Below are 17,428 nucleotides of genomic sequence, written 5' to 3'. Positions count from 1 at the left end.
CACCGCTGCTTCACCGTCCCGCCCGGCTGCGTCTCCCGGCCGCGCACGACGCGCCCGTCGTGCAACCCCCGGAGGCCTCGCAACGTCCCACCGCGCCCCAGGGTGCCGACCAGTGGCCGTGTGCCCGGCCGGCGACGAACGCGCCGATCACCCCCAGGAACGAACCTCCCCGTGGATCCCGCCCAGCGCATCGCCGACTACCTGTCGGACGCGTCGACCCCGGACGAGCGCGCCGCCTTCGAGGCGGAACTCGCCCGGGACGCCGCGCTGCGCGCGCAGCTCAACGCGGCGCGACGCGCGGACGCGGCGTTGGCGGCGCTGCCCGCAACCGCACTTCCCGAGGGTTTCGAGGACCGACTGCGTGCCCGGCTCGCTCCCGAGCTCGACGCCGTCCTCACCCCGCCCGTCGACCGGTCCGCGCCCGATCCCCGGGCCGGCGCAGAGGCGCAGCTCGGACGCCGCGACGAGCTCGCCGCCCGCCGATCGGCGTCGCGGTGGACCGCCGTGGCCGGGGTCGCCGCCGCGGTGGTGGTCGTGGCCGGGGTCGCCGGACTGGCCGGTCTCGGTGCCGGCGGGGGCGACACCGCCGCCACCGACCTCGCACTGCCGGAGGAGACCACCGAGTTGGACGCGACCGAGGACGGGATCGCCACGATGGAGGCCCCGGCCGAGGACGCGCCCGCGGCGGACGACGCCGACGCCCCCGAGGAGGAGTCCGCCGACGCGGCGGCCGACGCGCCTCCGCAGGAGCGGGCCGGTGACGCGGCCGGCGCGGGGGCCGCCGACGCGACCGAGGAGGCGACCACGGGCACGGCGCCCGGCGAGCTCCCGACGTTGACCGCGGGGGGGACCTACGGACGCGCCGAGCTGCCGGAGCTCGCCGCCGTCCCGGAGGTCGCCGTCCTCGCCGCTCGCGCACTCGACGCCGGCGCCGGCGCGCGGCTCGCGACCGTGTGGACCGAGGCGTACGCCGCGCCGGACGCGGCCGAGGTGCCGATCGCCGTCGTCGGTCCGGTCGACGGCACCACGCTCGACGCCGCCGGTCGCTGCGTGCCGCAGCTGGCCCAGGCCGTACCGGACGCGATCCCGGCCTACGTCGACGTCGGCACGCTCGACGGCCGATCGGCGGTCGTGATCGCCGGCGTCACCCTCGACCCCGCCAGCGGACGCCACGAGCGTCCCCTGGTCGTGGCCCTCGCCGCCGACACCTGTGACGTGCTCGCCATCGCGGAGTGACCACCCGACCCGCCCGGGCCGCAGCGGGCGGGGCGCACGGACGCGGACCGGACCGAGCGGCCCGGCGCCTGCGGTCTCACCGCTGTCGGACCACGATCCATCCGCCGTACATCGCGGCGGGGAAGGCGAGGTAGGCAAGTTCGCTCGCGGCCGTCCCTGGGGCGCTCGCGGTGACCAACCCCACCGCGACGCTGAACCCCGCCGCCGTCAACGCCCAGGCCCGGACGAACGGGGAGTTGGCCTCCTCGGTGGCCCAGTAGACCGCCCGGGCGACGCACCAACCGATGACACCGGCCGAGATCAGGAAGAACGCCCCACCGAGCAGGATGGGACCGAGCAGCAGCCCTCCGGCCACCGCGGCCGCGAGACCGATCGCCACGGCGCGGGCCAGCGTGCCGGCCGGCAGCCGGGGACCGGACGGCGACCCGTCGCCGGGACGACGACGGTCGCGACCCGGTGCACGACGACGGTCCGGAGCCGTGTCACCGCCACGCTGCCGAGCACAGTCCGGGCACTGGTAGCCCACGGCTGCCTCGACACCGCAGCCGGCACAGATCGGCGTGTCGCACGCCGAGCACGACAACCGCGTCTCGACGTCGGGATGGCGGGGGCAGGTCACGGCGTCCACGGCCGGCAGGGTAGGCAACCGCCCGCCGATCCGGGAATGCCAGATCCGGGTCCGGCCGTTTAGGCTCCCGGACGACGCCCGACGCGTCTCCACACGACGCACGACCTCGCTCGCCCCGACCGTGCCCGACCGCTCCAGGTGGTGCCCGCATGTCCGAGATCGACCGCCTCGCCTCCGACGACGACACGCGCGTCCACGACGTCGTGATCATCGGGTCCGGTCCCGCCGGCCTGACCGCCGCGCTCTACACCGCCCGGGCGAACCTCGAACCCCTGCTCGTCGAGGGTGTCGTCGACGGCGGCCCGACCGGTGGACAGCTCACCCTGACCACCGACGTGGAGAACTTCCCCGGGTTCCCGGACGGGATCATGGGGCCGGAGCTGATCCTCGGCATGCGTGCCCAGGCGGAGCGCTTCGGCACCCGCTTCGTGACCGAGGACGTCACCTCGGTCGACCTCGAGGGTCCCGTCAAGGCCCTGACGACCGCGTCGGGACGCACGATCGCCGCGCGGTCGCTCATCGTCGCCACGGGTGCCAAGCCGCGCCGGCTCGAGGTCCCCGGGGAGACGGAGCTGTGGGGCTCGGGGGTGTCCGCCTGCGCGACCTGCGACGGGTTCTTCTTCAAGGACAAGCACGTCGTGATCGTCGGTGGCGGTGACTCGGCCATGGAGGAGGCGATGTTCCTGACGAAGTTCGCCTCCAAGGTCTCGGTCGTCCACCGACGCAGCGAACTGCGCGCCTCCAAGATCATGCAGGAGCGAGCGTTCAAGAACGACAGGATCGAGTTCGTCTGGAACGCCGAGGTCGCCGAGGTCCAGGGCGCCGACGGGCAGGTCAGCGGGCTGCTGCTGCGCGACACGGTGACGGGCGAGACCCGCGACTTCCCCTGCGAGGGGCTGTTCCTGGCCATCGGGCACCTCCCCAACACCTGGCTGTTCGATGGGGTGCTCGACCGCGACGAGGAGGGTTACCTGCTCGTCGACCAGCCGTCGACCGCGACCAACGTCCCCGGCGTCTTCGCCTGCGGCGACGTCATGGACCAGATCTACCGCCAGGCCATCACCGCGGCCGGCACCGGATGTCGCGCCGCCATCGACGCCGAGCGCTACCTCGCCGAGCACACCTCGGCCGCTCCCGACGACCCCCGCTGAGCGGAATAGCCGCCGGGGTCGACACGTTCTCCTCGCAGACGAACAACCGACACCGAGACGAAGGACACACGACAATGGGTGCCACCCCCGTCACCGATGGTGAGTGGAAGACCGAGGTACTCGACGCCGACGCGCCGGTCCTGGTCGACTTCTGGGCCGAGTGGTGCGGCCCCTGCCGCATGGTCGGTCCGATCGTGGACGAGATCGCCGACGAGCACGGTGGCCAGCTGAAGGTCCTCAAGCTCAACGTGGACGAGAACCCGGGCACCGCGCGCGAGTACGGCGTGATGTCGATCCCGACCCTGATGGTCTTCAAGGGCGGCCAGCCCGACAAGCGCATCGTCGGCGCCAAGCCCAAGTCCGCGCTGCTCGCCGACCTCTCCGACTACGTCGGCTGAGTCGTACGCGGCCGGCTCGTGCCCGCTCGGCTGCGCGTGCGCACCACCGGGCACGCGGCCTGACGCACGTGTCGTGGACTGCCCCGGATCCAACGGTCCGGGGCAGTCGACTGCCCGCACCGACCACCCAGGATGCCCGTCGTGGACCCCGCACTGCTCTACGAGTTGCTCGGTTATCTCGCCTCGGCCCTGATCGTCGTCAGCCTGCTCATGACGTCGGTCCTGCGCCTGCGCGTCATCGGCCTCGCCGGCGCGATCACGTTCACGGCCTACGGCCTGCTCATCGAGGCGTACCCCATCGCGATCGCCAACGGGGCGATCGTCTTCATCCACGTGTTCCATCTCCGCCGGATGCTGCGCGCCCGCGCGACCGACGCCTGGTTCGAGGCCGTCGAGGTGTCGCCCGACTCGCCCGTCCTGCGCCGATTCGTGGACTTCCACGCCGAGGACGCACGCCGGTTCCAGCCCGACTTCCCCGGGATCCGTCCGGAGCAGCTGGCGCTGCTCGTCCTGCGCGACGCCGTCCCGGTCGGGGTGGTGCTGGCCGAGGTCACGGGCCACGAGGCCCGGGTCGTGCTCGACTACGTCACTGCCGAGCACCGTGACCTGCGTCCGGGTCGGTTCGTGTGGATCGAGTCGGACGCCTTCACCTCGCGAGGAGTGCGTCGGGTGACCACGACGGCGCCGACCGACGACCACGCGCGCTACCTCGACCAGGTCGGCTTCTCCCGGGCCGAGGACGGCGTGTGGGTCCGCGAGGGTTGAACGCGGCGAAGGCCCGCCCGCGCGGCGCTCAGGCCTCCGTTCGCGGGACGGGCAGCTCCAGCCCCACCAGACGACTGCCGACACGGACGCCGACCGTCACCACGGCCCCCGCGACCAGGGCGACCGTCGCCCCGGCCGGCTGCAGCAGGTAGCTGACGGCGGCACCTGCGGCTGCGGCCGTGGCGTAGAAGTCGCCCGAGCGGTACAGCACACCCGGTACCTCCCCGGTGAGCACGTCGCGGATGACGCCCCCGCCCACACCGCTGACGGCACCGGCGAAGACGGTGCCCCAGAAGCCGAAGTCCACGGCGACACCTCGCTCGGCACCCAGCGCGGCGAACAGACCGAGGCTGATGGTGTCGAACACGTACAGCGTGCGCCCCGTGGGCACGAAACGATGGAGGGCGAACACCGCCAGGCCGCTCGCGACCACCAGCCACAACAGGGTCTCGTCGCGCAGCGACGCTGGCGGCACGATGCCGGCCACGACGTCGCGGATGGAACCGCCCCCCACCGCCGTCACCGTGGCGAGCACCACGACCCCGACCACGTCGAAGCGCTTGCGTACCGCCGCCAGCGCGCCCGTCACCGCGAACGTGACGGTCCCGAGGTAGACCAGCGCCTGCTCCATGACGTCGCGTCCGCTCTCTCGGCCAGCCGGCGCGCGCATCCAAGCCGGCCACCCCCCGGCGCGCACCCCGGGACGTCTCCGCGGACGTGACCGACGGGGTGCTCGGACCCCCTACCCTTACGCGCTCCCATGGAACTCATCCAACTCGGATCCGCCGGCCCCGAGGTCGAGGACGTGCAACAGCGCCTCGGCGACCTCGGCCTGCCCTGCGACGACGACCGGGGCGTGTTCGACGCCACCACCCTCGCGGCCGTCCGCGCCTTCCAGCAGCAGCGCGGGCTGCCGGCGGACGGCATGGTCGGCCCTGACACCTGGCACGCGCTGGTCGGGGCCTCCTGGCGGCTCGGGGACCGGATGCTCTACGTCAAACGCCCCGTCCTGCAGGGCGACGACGTCCGCGACCTGCAACGTCGCCTCAACCAGCTCGGGTTCGACGCCGGCTACGAGGACGGCCTGTACGGCATGCAGACCTTCGAGGCCGTCCGGGACTTCCAACTCAACGTCGGGTTGAACAACGACGGCATCGCCGGCCCCGACACCGTCGACCTGCTGCGCCGGCTCTACCGCCGCCACCAGGAGGCCCCGGCCTACGCCGTCCGTGAGCGCGAACAGCTGCGCAACGCCCCGCGACACTCCGTCGCCGGTGTGCGCGTCATGGTCGACGCCGGCCACAGTCCCGAGCTGCCCGGCTTCCGCAACCCCGACGGGGTCGAGGAGCACCAGGTCACCTGGGCGATCGCCACGCTGGTCGAGGGACGGCTCGCCGCGCTCGGCGCCCACGTGGTCCTGGCGCGTGGCCCGGCGACCTCACCCACTCCGTCGGACCGGGCGCAGCACGCCAACCGCGAGGACGTCGAGGCGATCCTCTCGATCCACTGCAACGGGCTCGGCTCCCCGGCTGCACGGGGTGCGGCTGCCTACTACTTCGGTCACCAGGGCGCCGTCTCCGAGCGCGGGCGCCGGTTGGCGCAACTGGCCGTCGACCGGGTGGTCGAGGTGACCGGGACGCTGAACTGTCGCACGCACCCCTCGACGACCGCCCTGCTGCGCGAGTCCAAGGCACCGGCCGTGCTCGTCGAGCCCGGCTTCCTGACCCACCCCGAGGAGGGTCGCGCCCTGGCGGATCCCGGCTACCAGCGGGAGCTGGCCTCGGCGCTCGTGGACGCCCTGGTCGAGTTCCTCACCGGTGCACGCGAGCCCGTGGCGGCGTGATCAGCGGCCGGCGCCCTCGACGGGTGCCGGCAGGGGCGGATGCAGCCGCGCGGCGCGGGCGTTGATGATCACGGCACCGAGGCCCACGCACGCGGCGCCACCGAGCAGTGCCAGTGCCGGTCCGCGCACGTCGACCGCCAGCCCGGACAGGGCGGCTCCCGCAGCGACGCCGAACACGACGCCCGACTGGGTCCACGACTGCGCCTCGGTCTGCGTACCGGGCATGGCCAGGTCGTCGATCAGCTGGAACGCGCAGATGGTCGTGGGGGCCAGGAACAGCCCACCGAGGAACAACGCGACGGCGAACCCCGGCAACGAGCCCAGCGCGGTCGGCAGCAACGCCAGGCCGACCGCGAGCACCACCACCAGGACACGCAGCCGCTGCGGCAGGCTGCCCGGCCACGAGCGGGCGCCGTACACCAGCCCGCCGAGGAGGCTGCCGCCGGCCAGTGCGGCGAGCAGACCTCCGGCCGACTGCGGCGAGCCGGCCAGCTCCGCGACCGCCGGCACGACGATGTCGATGACGCCGAAGACGACGGCCATGCAGGCGAAGGCCAGCACCATCACGCGCACACCCGGCGAGCGCAGGGCGCCGCCGACCGCGACCCCCGGGTCCCGCGGCGGCACGCGCCGGGCCGCACCCGTGGCGGCATAGCCGAGCGCTCCCACCATCGCGATACCACCGGCCGCGGCGACGGCGACCCCACCGCCGTAGCGGACGTCGAGGGCGGCCGCGACGAGCGGACCGAGCACGAACCCGAGCTCGACGGCGATCGACGACACCGCGAACGCCGTCTCGCGCCCACGTCCGGTCGGGAACAGTCGCGACAGCAGCACACGGGAGCATGCCGTGACCGGCGGGAAGAACAGGCCCGTGACCACCGCGATGCCGACGAGCAGCCCGACCCCCGACCCCCGACCGGCCAGGATCGCGAGCGCGAACGTGCCGGCGGCGTAGAGCACCGCGTCGGGCACCAGCAGCCGGGACTGACCGACCCGGTCGGCGAGCCGACCCTGCACCGGCGCACCGACCCCGACACCGACCTGGTGTGCGGAGGTCACCAGGCCTGCCGCGGCGAAGCCGTAGCCCGACCCCCGCAGCAGCAGCACGAGCGCCAACGCGATCATCCCGGGGGTCAGCCGCGACACCGTCGAGGTGATCAGCGGCCAACGGGCCTCGGGATGAGCGAGCAGGTCGCGGTAGGCACGCACGCGTCGACCCCCGGAGCGGGCAGGGAGGTGGCCGGATGCGTCGCGTCGACGGCACCGGGAGGAACCAGGCAGGGTAGCCCGCTACGGCTCCCGGTCCGCTCCCGACGCGGAGGCCGTCGGCACGGGCACCGGGGCCCGCACGCGTCGCGGGAGATGGGCCAGCATCTCCTCGAGGGCGTGCTCGAGCGACTCGGCCCACCGCGCCGTGCGTCGGGCGTCGATCCGCAGCAGCGGCGTGCGGGGATGCTCGCCGTGCACCGCGAACCCCTCGTGCAGCAACCAGGTGGCGGGCAGCAGGCACCGACGTTCGCGCCAGCGACGGTCGCCGTACGCCTCCACGGCCGGCCGGTCGAGCCGGATCGCCTCCTTGAGCGCAGCCTGCACCAGCAACCGTCCGAGGCCCAGGCCCCGCCACGGTGGCTGGACCCGCACGGTGGCCAGCAGCAGCGCCCGCGGATCCGGCCGCGGCACCGTGACCCCCGGCGCGGCGAACGCCTCGGCGGGGCCGAAGACCGCGTGGGCCACCACCACGCCGTCGACCTGCACCACCCGGCCGGCCGTGGCGCCCTCGTGGGCCAGTGCCGAGACCCACGCCTGCTTGCGCGTGAGCGGGTCCGTCCACGCCCTCGCACCGTCGGTGCCGTCGGTGACAGGCCCGGGCGCACCCAGTTCCCAGAACAGACACGTCCGGCAGTCGGGCGGCAACGCCTCGACGAGCTCACCGTGCAGCGGCATCACGCGACGGGACACGCCGGCTCACTCCGTCCGGGACAGGCGCGGTCCGTCCGGGAGCAGCATCCGCGAGACCAGCCCCCCGGCGAGGCCCCCGACGAGCAGCCCCACCGCGGCGCGTCGCCAGCCCCCGGCCGCGACGTGACGCGTCGCCGGAGGAGCCAACCGGACCTCGGTCATGTCCGCCTCCCGATGTCGTTCCCAGCTGCTCGCTACGCTCGATGCTACCGGCGACGTCGTCGTGGCAGGCGAGCACGCGAGATCGCCGGTCACGCGCCCCGGACCCGGGGAGACGCGCCCGCACGGTCCGACCGGGCCGACGATCCGAAAGACGTGCGTGCGGCTGGACACCGACCCCTACCTGTCCCGCTACGCCGAACGCGTGCAGGGCATGAGCGCCTCGGCGATCCGGGCGCTGTTCGCCCTGACCGCCCGGCCGGAGATCGTCTCGTTCGCCGGTGGCAACCCGGCGGTCGAGGCGCTGGACCTCGAGGCGGCCGAGGCGGTGGCCGCGGCGGTCGTCCGTGAGAGCGGCGCGGTCGCACTGCAGTACGGGATCGGGCAGGGACGTCCGGAGCTGCGCGAACAGCTCGTGGACGTCATGGCGCACGAACACGTGCCGGCCCACGTCGACGACCTGGTGGTCACCGCGGGCGGCCAGCAGGCGCTCGAGCTCATCGCGAAGTGCTTCGTCGACCCCGGCGACGTCGTGATCGCCGAGGGGCCGACCTACGTCGGGGGCATCAGCGCGCTCGCGAGCCATCAGGCCGAGGTCCGTCACGTCCCGATGGACGCCGAGGGCATGCAGGTCGACGCGCTCGAGGACCTGCTGCTCCGACTCTCGCAGGAGCAGCGGCGCGTCAAGCTGCTGTACACGATCCCCAACCACCAGAACCCCGGCGGCGTGTCGTTGTCCCTCGAGCGCCGCCAGCGTCTGGCGGAGCTTGCCGAGCGTCACGACCTGCTGATCCTCGAGGACAACCCGTACGGGCTGCTCGACTTCGCCGGCCGGATCCAACCGTCCATCCGCCAGCTGGTCCCCGACCGGGTCGTGTACGTGGGCACGGTGTCCAAGACCTTCGCGCCAGGCGTGCGCACCGGCTGGATCGCCGCGCCGCACCCGATCCGCGACAAGCTCGTGCTCCTGCGCGAGGCCGCGGACCTGTGCCCGGCCACGTTGACGCAGATGATCGTGGAGCGCTGGCTCGCCACCCAGCCGTGGCGCGAGCAGGTCAAACGCTTCCGGGGCGTCTACCAGGAGAAGGCCGAAGCCATGCTCGGCGCGCTGGCCGCGACCATGCCCGACGGCATCACCTGGACCCGCCCGTCGGGCGCCTTCTACGTGTGGATGACCGTGCCGGCCGGGGTCGACACGTCGGACCTGTTGGCGAAGGCGATCAACCACCGGGTCGCCTACGTGCCCGGTCGGGGGTTCTACGCCGACGGGTCCGGCGGCGACCAACTGCGCCTGTGCTTCTCGCAACCGAGCGTGGAACGCATCGAGGAAGGGGTCGAGCGGCTCGGTGAGCTGCTCACGACCGAGCTCGACCTGGTGCGCGCCGTCTACGGTGCACATGCCCCAGCCGCAGCGTCGCGCCCCGAGGAGGGCCGCGGCGCGCTCGGCTGACGCCTGCTCGACGAGGAGAGCACCCGTGCCGTCGAACGTCGCCGTCCTGTCCGGCGGAATCTCACTCGAACGCGACGTCAGTCTGCGCTCGGGCAGCCGGGTCGCCGATGCCCTGGCCGACCGGGGCCACGACGTGACCCGTGTCGACGTCGACGGAGAGCTCGTCCACGTCCTCGAACGCGGCGGCTTCGATGCCGCCTTCCTGACGTTGCACGGCTCGGCCGGCGAGGACGGGACCGTGCAGGCCCTGCTGGAACTCGTCGGCCTGTCCTATACCGGACCGGACGTGCTCGCCAGCTCGCTGGCCTGGAACAAGCCGATCGCGCAGGGCATCTACCGACGTGCCGGTATCGCCACCCCGCGCGGGGTCACCCTGACCCAGCAGGCCTTCCGGGAGATGGGCGCGGTCGCGGTGGTGGACCGCCTGGCGGACGCGCTCGGGACGCCGGTCGTCGTCAAACCGGCCACCGGCGGATCGTCGCTCGGCCTGAGCATCGTCGAGGACCCGGCGGCCCTGCCGCAGGCCATCGTCGGGGCGTTCAGCTACGCCGACGCCGTACTGCTCGAGCAGTTCGTCGCCGGCACCGAGGTGGCGGTGACCGTGCTCGACGGACGCGCCCTACCGGCGGTCGAGATCCGTCCCAAGGAGGGCGCCTACGACTTCGCGGCGCGCTACACGGCCGGCGCGACCGAGTTCCATGCACCCGCGCGCCTCGAGGACCCCGTCGCCGCGGCCTGTGCGCAGGCCGCCGTCGCCGCCTACGAGGCGATCGGCGCGCGGCACATCTCCCGGGCGGACCTGATCGTGGACGTGCACGGCGTCCCCTGGCTGCTCGAGCTCGACACCTGCCCCGGGCTGACCGACACGTCGCTGGTGCCGCTGGCGGCCGAGGCGGACGGGCTGCCCTTCGCCGCGCTGTGCGAGACACTGCTGGGGCTGGCGCTCGGCGACGGCCCACGCACGCACGCGCCACTCGCCGCCCCGGTCGACGAGGCGCCGGGGGGCGGGCGATGACGACCTCCGAGATCCCGATCGACCCGTCGGCGGCGCCACCGCCCGACGAGGTCGAAGACCACCTGCGCGAACTCGAGTTCGAGCCGGCCGCCCTGCCGGACCCGGACGGGCCCGCACCGCGGACCGTGGTGTTCGACATCGGCGAGGTACTCGTCGACGAGACGCGGGTGTGGTCGATCTGGGCCGACCTGCTCGGCGTCTCCCCGCTGACGTTCGCCGCGGTGCTCGGTGCCGCGATCAGCCAGGGCGAGGACCACCACGTGGTGTTCCCGCACCTGGCGCCGAACATCGTGTGGGAAGAGTTCCTCGATGAGCACGAACGCCGGCTCGGCGGGCTCCAGGAGCAGGATCTGTACCCCGACGTGCGGCCCTGCCTCGCCGAGCTGCGCAGCCTCGGGTTCGAGGTGGCGTTGGCCGGCAACCAGCCGGCGATCCGCACCGCCCAGTTGCAGCAGCTCGATCTGCCGCACGACCGGCTGGCGACCTCCGACGAACTCGGGATCGAGAAGCCCGACCCGGAGTTCTTCGCCTCGGTGCTGCGTCTGGTGGACGCCCCGGAGCCCTCGGACGTGCTCTACGTCGGCGACCGCATCGACAACGACGTCACCCCGGCGGCCGCCTTCGGCATGCGCACCTGTTGGCTGCGACGCGGGCCCTGGGGACACCTGCAGGAGCCCGACGACGACCTCGACATCGACCTGGTGCTCGAAGGGCTGGGCGAGCTGCCACTGCTGCTGGCGGAGTGGCGCGGCTGACCGGATCGACGTCACCACGGTCGGCGACGCCGTCGGCCGTCCGAGACGGGCGCCGCGCGCGTCCGGAGCGTTGGAGCAGGCATGAGCACGGCGAAACGGGTCGCGGGCGAAGCGGCTGCGGAACTGGTCGAGGACGGCATGCGACTGGGCCTGGGCACGGGGTCCACCGTGGCGTACTTCCTCGATGCGCTGGCGGCACGCGGACTCGACGTCGCCGGGGTCCCGACCTCCGAGGCGACGGCGACACGTTGCCGCGAGCTGGGCATCCGTCTGCTCGACGTGGCGACGACCGACGCGCTCGACCTCGCGGTCGACGGTGCCGACGAGCTCGACGCAGGGCTGGAGCTGACCAAGGGCGGTGGCGGCGCATTGCTGCGCGAGAAGGTGGTGGCTGCGCTCGCCGACCGGTTCGTCGTGATCGCCACCCGGGACAAGCTGGTCGACCGGCTCGGTGACACGTTCCCGGTCCCGGTCGAGGTGGTCCCCTTCGCGCTCGGACCGGTGGGGCGTGTGCTGACCGAGCGGGGCTTCGAACTGACCGAGCGGACCGATGCCGAGGGTCGCTCGTACCGGACCGACAACGGCAACGCCATCCTGGACGCCCGGATGCCTGCGGGGATCGCCGATCCGGCCGTCACCGACGTGGCACTCGCGCTGATCCCGGGCGTCGCGGCCCACGGACTGTTCCTCGACCTGGCGACCGAGGCGTTGCTCGGCGACGACGAGGGCGGACTGCTGCGACGGTCGCGGCCCGACCGCACCTGAACGGGGGCGATGGCGCCCACGGGTCCGCATTCGCGGATGTGGCCGGCGCGCCGCCGCACGGGGACGCGCCCGACGGCGCCGAGGCCGCGGTCGACCTCAGCCGTCGAGGTCGAGTCCGTCGGGAAGGCGCCGTTCGACCCGCGAGAGCACGGCATCGAGGTCGTCGTCGGTGTCGCTGCCGGTGTGCCGAACGTCGGTTGCGTCCGGCTCGTGCGCCGGCTGGCCGGCCGACTCGCCCAGGTCGTCGAGTGCGACCGAGGTCGGCAGGGGCGTCCCGTGCCCCTCGAGCCCTCTCGCGATGACGGCGACCACCCGTTCGAGGTCGTCGACGGAGGCGAACTCGATCTGCAGCTTGCCGGTGCGGGCGCCCATGGCGATGCGCACGCGGGTGCGCAGGGCGTCGGACAGGTCGTCCTGGAGCTCCACCAGTCCGGGCGCCACGATCCGGCGTCGACGTGGTCTCGCCGTCGGCGCGTCGTCGGCGCGGTCGAGCAGCTTGACGCGCACCAGCTCCTCGGTGGCCCGCACCGACAGCCCTTCCGCCACCACCCGGTCGGCCAACCGGGCCATGTCCGCCTCGTCGTCGATCGACAGCAGCGCCTTGGCGTGTCCGGCGCTGAGCACGCCAGCGGCGACGCGACGCTGGACCGCCGACGGCAGCGTGAGCAGCCGCAGGGCGTTGCTGATCGCAGGTCGTGACTTCCCCAACCGGGAGGCGAGCTCCTCCTGGGTGAAACCGAAGTCGTCGAGCAGTTGCTGGTAGGCGGCGGCCTCCTCCAGCGGGTTGAGCTGCACCCGGTGGATGTTCTCGACCAGCGCTTCCTTGAGCAGGTCGGTGTCGTCGGTGTGCCGGACCACGGCCGGCACACGGTCGAGGCCGGCCAGCTTCGAGGCCCGCAGTCGCCGTTCGCCGGCAACCAGCTCGTACCCACCCTCCTGCGTCGGGCGCACGACCAACGGCTGCAGGACGCCCATGTCGGCGATCGAGGTGGCCAGCCCCTGCAGCTCGTCGTCGTCGAAGACCCCGCGCGGCTGCCGCGGGTTGGGCGCGATCGCCTCGATCGGGACCTCGGCCATGGTGGCCCCGACGCCGGCAGGCGGTGCCTCGCCCGGCGGGATCAGTGCCGCGAGGCCGCGACCGAGTCCTCCACGCCGCGTCATCAGGCGTCCTTCACGTCGTCGGTGCCCACCGGGGCCGCACCACCGAGCAGGCGGTCCAGCGCGGAGTTCTGCGGTGCGGCGACGGGGAGTCCGAGTCGCTCACCGACCTCGCGCGCCAGGCGTTGGTACGCCCGGGATCCTCGGCTGTGGGGGTCGAAGACCGTGATCGGCTGCCCGAAACTCGGTGCCTCCGAGAGCCGGACGGTGCGCGGGATCACGGTGCTGTAGGCCTGCTCGCCGAAGAAGTCCCGGACCTCGTCGACGACCTGCTGCGAGAGGTTGGTCCGCGCGTCGTACATCGTCAGCACGACGCCGCCGAGAGCCAGTTCGCGGTTGAGATTGTCGCCGACGAGCTGCACGGTGCGCATGAGCTGCCCCAGGCCCTCGAGCGCGTAGTACTCGCACTGGATCGGCACCAGGACCTGGTCCGCCGCGACGAGCGCATTGATCGTGAGCAGGCCCAGCGACGGAGGACAGTCGACGAAGATCACGTCGTACTCGCCCCGGACGTCCTCAACGGCACGACGCATGCGCTGCTCGCGGGAGAACGCGGGCACGAGTTCGACCTCGGCGCCAGCCAGATCGAGCGAGGACGGCAGGACGTCGAGGTTGGCCAGCTCCGTCGACAGCCGCGCGTCGCGGATCGCCATCCCGTCGACGAGCACCTGGTAGATGCTCGGTGCGCCCTCCTCCACCCGCAGCCCGAAACCCGTGGTCGCGTTCCCCTGCGGGTCGAGGTCGATCAGCAGGACCCGCGCGCCGAGCTCCGCCAGGGCGGCCGCCAGTGACACCGTGGTCGTGGTCTTGCCGACACCGCCCTTCTGGTTCGCGACGCAGACCACGGCCCCCTTCCGCGACCGGTCGGGTGGCTCCGAGGTCCGCGCCGTCTCGGACGCGGCAGGCGGCGGTACGGAGGGCGCGTCGCTTCGGGGCCAGCTCCGTGCGGCGACGCTTCCTGAGGAGGATTCTGAGAAGGATTCCCCGCTGCGTGTTGCTTCCGGCTGCCACGCCACGACGGCTCTTCCTCAGGTCGACGAACGGACGATTCTAACCACGAACGGGCCATCTTCCCGCACGTCGTGCGACGCATCCGGCGTCTCCACGACCACGGCACCCAGTGACCCCAGGGCGCGGTCCGACGCCTCGAGCTCCTCGCGCCAACGCGCCCCCTTGATGGCGTGGAGCTCACCGCCGGGTCGCAGAAAGGGCATCGTCCAGGGGAGGAGCCGATCCAGGGCGGCCACGGCTCGCGCGGTGACGAGGTCGAACCTGCCCCGCAGCTCGGATCGCGCCAGGTCCTCCGCGCGCCCATGGTGCACGATCACGGGCAGACCCAGGTTCTTGGCGGTGTTCCGCAGGAACGTCGCCTTCTTGCCCGTCGCTTCGAGCAGTTCGACTCGGAGGTCCGGGCGAACGACGGCGATGACGATCCCAGGAAACCCGCCACCCGAGCCGACATCGAGCAGTCGCGGGCCCGCCGGGAGGCCGTGAGCGAAGCGAAGGGACTCCGAGAGGTGTCGCGTGCGCAGATCCGCCTTCGCCTGGCGCGAGACGAGATTGTGCGGGCTCTGCTCGACGGCCGTCACGAACGTCTCGAGCTGCGAGCGTTGGCGGTCGGAAAGGTCGGGCATCGTCGACGTCATGCCGAAAACCTAGCCGATGACGTCGCCGGCACCAGACGCGCTCGTTCGGGATCGCCCAGATGTCCAAGTTTGGATGACCGACGTGACGTGTTCCACGTGGAACGTCCCGTGCTGGCGATTGCGCAGGGGGTAGCCGCCGGATCACCTTCAAGAGTTCCAAATGATATATAGATATATAGGCCCATCTACTTTCGCGTTGTCGGCGGCCAGCAACGGACCGGCCGACGGGTCGGGTCTGTCTCCGCACGGAATCTGCCGACGGTTCCTCCGGTCTGTCTCCGTGACCCAGCGGCTGCCCCAGCTTTTGGGAGCACAACCAACGGACAGCACTCGTTCCACGTGGAACGCGCATTTTCGGGGGCGTTCCACGTGAAACGGCGACGTCTGCGTCTGCGACCTGAAGCGCCTTGGTGGAGGCCAGGTCTGGTCTCTGGACGGTGGCAACTGCTCCCGGTCTCGGCCTGAGACTTGTCCACCCCGGAAGGATGAGTCCGGGCGACAAAGGAAGCGGCAAGACCCGTGAGAATCGTGCCGCGAGGGAGCCCCGGACGAGACTCGATCACCGGCGTGTGAGCGACCTGGCGGAACCAAGGCCGAGCGCGCGAACGAACCCAGGCGTGCAAGCAGTCCGGTCCGCATCCATGCGACTACCGGCACTGGGACATTCGTGCGTGAACCAGCAGCGCGCAGGAACGTCTGCGATCCGGCCGCGAGCTGCGCGGGCTCTCAGCGAACCATCGGCGGTCGCGTGAGATCTTGCAACCCTTGTACGGAGGTGACGACCCATAGCCTCAACAGCCGATCGGGCCATGACTGATCCGCCCGACCGCTCGTCGTCGGATCCCCGGTGCAACGGAGGGACAGCCGTGATCGAGGGAACCACCGCGGCGAGATCCGTTCTCGGCAGCACCCGAGCCCACGACAGCATGGCCGGCCATGGGCGAACCGATCAACACGCGACACGCGCCATCTGGGAGCGTTTGCGCAGGTCACGCGCGGTCGCGCGTCCTTGGCCGCCGTCGTGACTCCCAGCGGGCCGATGCGCCTTCGACGCCAGAACGCGACACGGCGACGTCGAACTCGCCCACTCCCCGACGCGCACGCTCATGACGTCGTTCGACCGGACGACCCACTTGTCGGAGCAAGCGACACACAAACTTGTAGTTACATCGACATATGAACAAGATAAGATCCGCGGCCATCCGCACCGACGCGGCAGCAACACGTCGGCCGTACTCGAGATGCGACCGTCGGGAGGTCGACCCGGTCCGGTTCGGCGTGGCTGCGAGCGGAGCGTGTCCTGCCCGCCCCGTTCCCCGGCCCGGGAGCCACCGGACACGCGTTGCGGGGGCGAGCTCGAAGCGTCGAGTGACCCGTACTCCGGATCTGCGACCGTGCCCGCCCACCTTCCGCGATCCGGACGAACCGCCACCTCGTGACTGCCGCGCCGGGAGGCGACGCGACGCCCGGTGTCCCGGACCGCCGACTCGGTCGCACCACGGCTCGCGGGGCACTGTCCCGCTGCGCCGCCGTGCCCGACCAGGTGGTCGTCCACCGACGTCCGGGGGCGTGACGCACGACGATCACGCCTCGGCGACGAGACGTCGGGCCGGGATCGCTGACAAGCCGGTACGGATACCGCGAATCCCGGCGCTTCCGCGAACCACGCACGGCGACCACGCCGTTGCACGCCGCCCGACGCCGGAGCCCGGCGGTCGACGGCAGGGCACCGGGCCTGCTTGCACCGAAACGCGTCACCGAGGCGGGCACAGGCTGCCCGCGTCAGTCCTCGGGTTCGATGATCACGCGACGGGCCGGCTCGCGGCCCTGAGAGCGGCTGGCGACACCGTCGTGCTCGGCAACCAGGTGATGGACGGCCTTGCGCTCGAACACGTCCATGGGCTCGAGGCGCACCGCGTCGCCGGTGTCCAGGACGTCCTCGATGGCCTCCTCGGCCTTCTCGATCAGCTTCTCCAACCGACGTGATCGATAGCCCTCGGCATCGATCTTCACCCGGGACCGCCGCTGGAACTCGCGCTGCAGCGAGCACCGCACCAGTTCCTGGATCGCCTCCAGGGTCTGCCCCCGACGACCGATCAGCGCCCCGCTGCCGATCTCGACGACCTCGACCTCGGCATGGTCCTCGTGCACGCGGATCCGCAGGTCGCCGGGAAGCTCGAGCGCGTCCAACAGTCCCTCGAGGAAGTCCGCGGCCGCATCCGCCTCCTCGTCGAGCTCCTCGGGCGTGACGGCGTCCACCTCGTCGTCGCTGGCGTGCTCGTCGTCGCCCTCACCCTCCGAGTCGGCGACCCGGCGCGGCACCTCGATGTCGAGCTCGAGGCGGATCTGTCCGCCGACGTCGTCCACGCCGGGGGCGTCGATCTGCAGGTCGACCTTCTCGTCCGCGCAGTCGACCAACTCGGCGACCGCCCGGGTCAGGGCCTGCTCGAGAGAGTCGGCGGAGACAGCGATTCGTCGGCTCATCGGGAATTCCTCG

At 72.3% G+C, this 17,428-nt stretch carries 18 protein-coding genes; 9 read left to right on the top strand and 9 right to left on the bottom strand.

Translation table 11 applies throughout. The features are described 5' to 3' along the window. Nucleotides 1–171: 171 nt before the first annotated feature. Nucleotides 172–1,236, top strand: coding sequence for a hypothetical protein (locus ELR47_RS18095; protein ID WP_165403782.1), 1,065 nt, complete (start codon nucleotides 172–174; stop codon nucleotides 1,234–1,236). A 76-nt stretch (nucleotides 1,237–1,312) separates the two neighbouring features. Here the strand turns inward: ELR47_RS18095 and ELR47_RS01705 are convergent, their stop codons facing one another. Beyond that, nucleotides 1,313–1,615 carry a hypothetical protein gene (locus tag ELR47_RS01705; protein ID WP_130648317.1) on the bottom strand — a complete coding sequence of 101 codons (303 nt, stop codon included), beginning with the start codon at nucleotides 1,613–1,615 and terminating at the stop codon, nucleotides 1,313–1,315. Between the two features lie 398 nt (nucleotides 1,616–2,013). Here ELR47_RS01705 and trxB point away from each other — a divergent pair, with 398 nt between their 5' ends. The 3 genes from trxB (at nucleotide 2,014) to ELR47_RS01690 (ending at nucleotide 4,178) form a co-directional block, all read left to right on the top strand. Continuing rightward, entirely contained in the window at nucleotides 2,014–3,015 is a 1,002-nt protein-coding gene (trxB, locus tag ELR47_RS01700; protein ID WP_130648316.1) for a thioredoxin-disulfide reductase, read from the top strand. 74 nt (nucleotides 3,016–3,089) lie between these two features. Then, entirely contained in the window at nucleotides 3,090–3,413 is a 324-nt protein-coding gene (trxA, locus tag ELR47_RS01695) for a thioredoxin (RefSeq protein ID WP_130648315.1), read from the top strand. A 141-nt stretch (nucleotides 3,414–3,554) separates the two neighbouring features. Further along, nucleotides 3,555–4,178 (top strand): hypothetical protein, encoded by a 624-nt coding sequence (locus ELR47_RS01690; protein WP_130648314.1) that lies wholly within the window; start codon nucleotides 3,555–3,557, stop codon nucleotides 4,176–4,178. A gap of 28 nt (nucleotides 4,179–4,206) precedes the next feature. Here the strand turns inward: ELR47_RS01690 and ELR47_RS01685 are convergent, their stop codons facing one another. Then, nucleotides 4,207–4,809, bottom strand: coding sequence for a trimeric intracellular cation channel family protein (locus ELR47_RS01685; RefSeq protein ID WP_130648313.1), 603 nt, complete (start codon nucleotides 4,807–4,809; stop codon nucleotides 4,207–4,209). A gap of 129 nt (nucleotides 4,810–4,938) precedes the next feature. On the opposite strand from ELR47_RS01685, the gene ELR47_RS01680 reads away from it, so the two are divergent. Beyond that, nucleotides 4,939–6,021, top strand: coding sequence for an N-acetylmuramoyl-L-alanine amidase (locus ELR47_RS01680; RefSeq protein ID WP_130648312.1), 1,083 nt, complete (start codon nucleotides 4,939–4,941; stop codon nucleotides 6,019–6,021). On the opposite strand, the gene ELR47_RS01675 is transcribed toward ELR47_RS01680, so the two are convergent. The 3 genes from ELR47_RS01675 to ELR47_RS18090 form a co-directional block, all read right to left on the bottom strand. Then, complete coding sequence (locus ELR47_RS01675) at nucleotides 6,022–7,233, bottom strand: MFS transporter (RefSeq protein WP_130648311.1); 1,212 nt, start codon at nucleotides 7,231–7,233, stop codon at nucleotides 6,022–6,024. Between the two features lie 81 nt (nucleotides 7,234–7,314). After that, nucleotides 7,315–7,983 carry a GNAT family N-acetyltransferase gene (locus ELR47_RS01670; RefSeq protein ID WP_130648310.1) on the bottom strand — a complete coding sequence of 223 codons (669 nt, stop codon included), beginning with the start codon at nucleotides 7,981–7,983 and terminating at the stop codon, nucleotides 7,315–7,317. Between the two features lie 6 nt (nucleotides 7,984–7,989). Next, nucleotides 7,990–8,145 (bottom strand): hypothetical protein, encoded by a 156-nt coding sequence (locus tag ELR47_RS18090; protein ID WP_165403781.1) that lies wholly within the window; start codon nucleotides 8,143–8,145, stop codon nucleotides 7,990–7,992. 211 nt (nucleotides 8,146–8,356) lie between these two features. Between ELR47_RS18090 and ELR47_RS01665 the strand changes: the two genes are divergently transcribed. The 4 genes from ELR47_RS01665 (at nucleotide 8,357) to rpiA (ending at nucleotide 12,127) form a co-directional block, all read left to right on the top strand. Further along, nucleotides 8,357–9,592 carry an aminotransferase-like domain-containing protein gene (locus ELR47_RS01665; protein WP_370469403.1) on the top strand — a complete coding sequence of 412 codons (1,236 nt, stop codon included), beginning with the start codon at nucleotides 8,357–8,359 and terminating at the stop codon, nucleotides 9,590–9,592. Nucleotides 9,593–9,617: 25 nt separating this feature from the next. Further along, nucleotides 9,618–10,607: a D-alanine--D-alanine ligase family protein gene (locus tag ELR47_RS01660; protein ID WP_205745389.1), complete on the top strand. Its 990-nt coding sequence runs from the start codon at nucleotides 9,618–9,620 to the stop codon at nucleotides 10,605–10,607. After that, entirely contained in the window at nucleotides 10,604–11,362 is a 759-nt protein-coding gene (locus ELR47_RS01655) for an HAD family hydrolase (protein WP_130648307.1), read from the top strand. Before ELR47_RS01660 ends, ELR47_RS01655 begins: the two co-directional genes overlap by 4 nt. An 81-nt stretch (nucleotides 11,363–11,443) precedes the next feature. Continuing rightward, nucleotides 11,444–12,127 (top strand): ribose-5-phosphate isomerase RpiA, encoded by a 684-nt coding sequence (rpiA, locus tag ELR47_RS01650; protein WP_130648306.1) that lies wholly within the window; start codon nucleotides 11,444–11,446, stop codon nucleotides 12,125–12,127. A 96-nt stretch (nucleotides 12,128–12,223) separates the two neighbouring features. Here rpiA and ELR47_RS01645 read toward each other — a convergent pair whose 3' ends face one another. The 4 genes from ELR47_RS01645 to ELR47_RS01630 all read right to left on the bottom strand — a co-directional run bounded on the left by ELR47_RS01645 (nucleotide 12,224) and on the right by ELR47_RS01630 (nucleotide 17,415). Continuing rightward, a complete protein-coding gene (locus tag ELR47_RS01645) occupies nucleotides 12,224–13,288 on the bottom strand; it encodes a ParB/RepB/Spo0J family partition protein (protein WP_205745388.1) in 1,065 nt (354 codons plus the stop codon). Next, a complete protein-coding gene (locus ELR47_RS01640) occupies nucleotides 13,288–14,130 on the bottom strand; it encodes a ParA family protein (RefSeq protein ID WP_130648304.1) in 843 nt (280 codons plus the stop codon). Before ELR47_RS01640 ends, ELR47_RS01645 begins: the two co-directional genes overlap by 1 nt. A 183-nt stretch (nucleotides 14,131–14,313) precedes the next feature. Beyond that, entirely contained in the window at nucleotides 14,314–14,931 is a 618-nt protein-coding gene (gene rsmG / locus ELR47_RS01635; protein ID WP_130648303.1) for a 16S rRNA (guanine(527)-N(7))-methyltransferase RsmG, read from the bottom strand. A 1,782-nt stretch (nucleotides 14,932–16,713) separates the two neighbouring features. Further along, on the bottom strand, nucleotides 16,714–17,415 hold the full coding sequence (locus tag ELR47_RS01630) for a Jag family protein (protein WP_130648302.1): 702 nt from the start codon (nucleotides 17,413–17,415) through the stop codon (nucleotides 16,714–16,716). Nucleotides 17,416–17,428: the final 13 nt, after the last annotated feature.

It is taken from the genome of Egicoccus halophilus (assembly GCF_004300825.1).
Classification (GTDB): domain Bacteria; phylum Actinomycetota; class Nitriliruptoria; order Nitriliruptorales; family Nitriliruptoraceae; genus Egicoccus; species Egicoccus halophilus.
The sequence above is the reverse complement of the archived record's forward strand: the minus strand, read 5'-3'. Positions and strand labels throughout refer to the sequence as shown.